At 74.1% G+C, this 3,477-nt stretch carries 1 protein-coding gene; it reads right to left on the bottom strand.

Going from position 1 to position 3,477, the window contains the following annotated elements:
- The coding region (locus ACIQIB_RS39310; RefSeq protein ID WP_400764258.1) for an SDR family NAD(P)-dependent oxidoreductase at window positions 1–3,477 on the bottom strand (3,477 nt) is incomplete at both ends.

Genomic DNA, 3,477 nt, shown 5'->3' with positions numbered 1-3,477 from the left:
ACCCACGGCACCACACCACCAACCGGCGCGGTCACCTCGGCATCGGCCTCAGCCTCCGGAGCCTCCTCCAGCACCACGTGCGCATTCGTCCCGCTGATGCCGAAGGAGGACACACCCGCCCGACGCGGCCGCTCACCCGCAGGCCAGGCGACCTCCTCCGTCAGCAGCGCGATGTTCCCGGCGCTCCAGTCCACCTGCGGAGTCGGAACCTCGGCGTGCAGCGTGCGCGGCAGCACCTCGTGCCGCAGCGCCATCACCATCTTGATCAGCCCGGCCGCACCGGCGGCCGCCTGCGTGTGCCCGATGTTCGTCTTCACCGAGCCCAGCCACAGCGGCCGGTCCTCCGGACGGTCCTGCCCATAGGTGGCCAGCAGCGCCTGCGCCTCGATCGGGTCACCCAGCTTGGTACCCGTCCCATGCGCCTCCACCGCGTCCACGTCCGAGCTCTTCAGCCCGGCGTTGGCGAGCGCCTGACGGATCACCCGCTGCTGCGAAGGACCGTTCGGCGCCGTCAGGCCGTTGCTCGCACCGTCCTGGTTGAGCGCGCTGCCCCGCACCACCGCCAGCACCTGGTGCCCGTTGCGCCGCGCGTCCGACAGCCGCTCCAGCAGCACCAGGCCGACACCCTCCGCCATGCCCATCCCGTCGGCGTCCGCCGAGAAGGCCCGGCACCTGCCGTCCACGGAGAGCCCGCGCTGCCGGCTGAACTCGGTGAAGGAGGTGGGCACGGCCATCACCGAGACACCGCCCGCGAGGGCGAGCGAGGACTCGCCACGGCGCAGCGACTCGGCGGCCAGGTGCAGCGCCACCAGCGAGGAGGAGCAGCCGGTGTCCAGGGTGACCGCCGGGCCCTCCAGGCCGAGGATGTACGAGACCCGGCCAGAAGCGATGCTCGCGGTGCTGCCCGTACCGAGGTAGCCCTCCACCCCTTCCGGGGCCTCGCGCAGCCGGGAGCCGTAGTCGTGGTAGCTGACGCCCGCGAAGACCGCCGTCCGGCTGCCGTGCAGGCTGCGCGGGTCGATGCCCGCCCGCTCGAACGCCTCCCAGGACGTCTCCAGCAGCAACCGCTGCTGCGGGTCCATCGCCAGCGCCTCACGCGGCGAGATCCCGAAGAAGCCCGCATCGAACTCCGCCGCGTCGTACAGGAAACCGCCGTGCCGGGTGTAGGTCTTGCCGTGCTGCTCCGGGTCCGGGTCGTAGAGCGACTCGACGTCCCAGCCACGGTCCGTCGGCAGTTCTGAGATGACGTCGCCTCCGTCGCGGAGCAGTTGCCAGAGCTCCTCCGGGGAGGTCACATCGCCGGGGAAGCGGCAGCCGATCCCGATGATCGCGATCGGGTCGTCGTCCAGTGGCCGGACCGCCGTCGCGGAGTCGGCCGCGCCGGGCGCGCCCTCCGCCGTGCCGAAGAGTTCTCCGGCCAGATAGCGGGCGAGGACGGTCGGGGACGGGTAGTCGAAGACCAGGGTGGCGGGCAGGCGCAGACCGGTGGTCTTGCGGACCCGGTTGCGCAGTTCGACCGCGGTGAGCGAGTCGAAGCCCAGCTCGCGGAAGGCCCGGCTCCCGGCCACCGCGTCGGCGGAGCCGTGTCCGAGCACGGAGGCGGCTTCCGACCGGACCAGCTCCAGCAGGGCGCGCTCGCGTTCGGCCGCCCCGAGTCCGGAGAGCCGCTCGCGCAGCGGCGAGGACTCGGCCGGACCGGCGGCGCCTGCGGGCCGGTTCTCGGCGGAGGCCTCCTCCAGCACCTGCCGGGCCTCGGGAACGCCCATGAGCAGCGGGCGCGGGCCGGCCGAGGTGAAGACCGGGACGAAGCGGTCCCAGTCGACCTCCGCGACCGCGACGAAGGTCTCGCCCCGGGCGAGGCTCTGGTTCATCGCGACGAAGGCCGTCGCCGGGTCGAGGAAGGGCAGGCCCCGGGCCTGGAGCTGTTCGGGCTTGACGCCGTCGGGGAGCCGCTCCGGGTCCCAGACGTTCCAGACGCCCCAGGCGATGGAGGTCGCCGACAGGCCACGGGCGCGCCGCTCCTCGGCGAGCGCGTCCAGGTAGCTGTTGGCGGCGGCGTACGCGCCGTGGTCGCCGCTGCCCCACACGCCGGCGATGGACGAGAACAGGACGAACGCGTCCAGCTCCTCCGTGCCGAGCAGCTCGTCCAGATGGCGGGCGCCGCCGACCTTGGCCGCGAGGACGTCGGCGAACTCGCCCAGGCCCGAGTCGGCCAGCGAGGCCAGCTCGATGAACGCGGCGCCGTGGATGACCGTCCGCACGGACTCGCCGTCCGCACGCAGGGCGGCCAGCACCCCGGCCAGGCTGTCCCGGTCGGCGGCGTCGCAGGCCGCCACGGTCAACCTGACTCCACGCTCGGCCAGTTCGTCCGTCAGCTCGGCCATGCCAGGGGCGGACGGGCCGCGCCGGCTGGTCAGCACCACGTGCTCGCTGCCGCTGTCGGCCAGCCAGCGCGCGATGTGCGGGCCGAGCGCTCCGGTTCCGCCGGTGACCAGGGCGGTGCCCGAGGTCCGCCAGGCCGGGCCGCCGGTCCCCTCGTCCACGGCCAGCGGGGCGCGGACCAGGCGGCGGGCGAGGATCCCGGAGCCGCGGACCGCGAGCTGGTCCTCCTGGGTCGAGCCCGCGAGCACGGCGCAGAGGCGGTTGGCGGCGCGCTCGTCCAGCGTCTCCGGCAGGTCGATCAGGCCACCCCAGCGCTCGGGCTGTTCGAGTGCCACGACCCTGCCCAGGCCCCAGACCTGGGCCTGCACCGGGCCGACCGGTTCGTCCGTACGCCCGGCGGACACCGCCCCCCTGGTGGCCAGCCAGAGCCGCACCTCCAGTCGGGCGTCGCCGAGAGCCTGGACGAGCAGCAGCGAACCGGCGAGGCCCGCCGACATCGCGGGGTGCACGGGGTGCGGGGCCTCGTCCAGGGCGAGGAAGGACAGCACGCCGGCGAGCTGCGTACCGGAGGAGGAGGCGGCGGTGAGCGCCTCGCCGAGCCGGTCCACGTACGCGGCCCGGTCGGTGCCGTCGGTGTCGAGTTCCAGCGGGACCACCCGCACGCCGCGCTCGACCAGGGCGCGGGCGGCGGAGTTCACCAGCTCGTCGGTCGCGTGGCCGGTCGGGAACGCCACCACCCAGGTGCCCGACAGGCCGGTGACCCCGGCGCCCGCTTCGGGAAGCGGCTTCCAGTCGATGCGGTAGCGCCACTGGTCGAGGACGGACTCCTGCCGGCGCTTGCGGCGCCAGGAGGCGAGCGCCGGGAGGACGTCGCTCAGCGGGGCGTCCTGGGAGAGTTCGAGGACGGTGCCCAGGAAGTCCCAGTCCTCGCTTTCCACGGCCTCCCAGAACGTGGCGTCCTCCGCCGCCGGGGCGGTGTCGGTGTCCGTGGCGGCGGTGTCGTCGAGCCAGTAGCGCTGGTGCTGGAAGGCGTAAGTGGGCAGGTCGATGGGCTTCCCGGCGGTGCCGGTCGCCGTCCAGTCCACCGGGACACCG

It is taken from the genome of Kitasatospora sp. NPDC092286 (assembly GCF_044755565.1).
In the GTDB taxonomy this organism is placed as follows: Bacteria; Actinomycetota; Actinomycetes; order Streptomycetales; family Streptomycetaceae; genus Kitasatospora.
The sequence above is the reverse complement of the archived record's forward strand: the minus strand, read 5'-3'. Positions and strand labels throughout refer to the sequence as shown.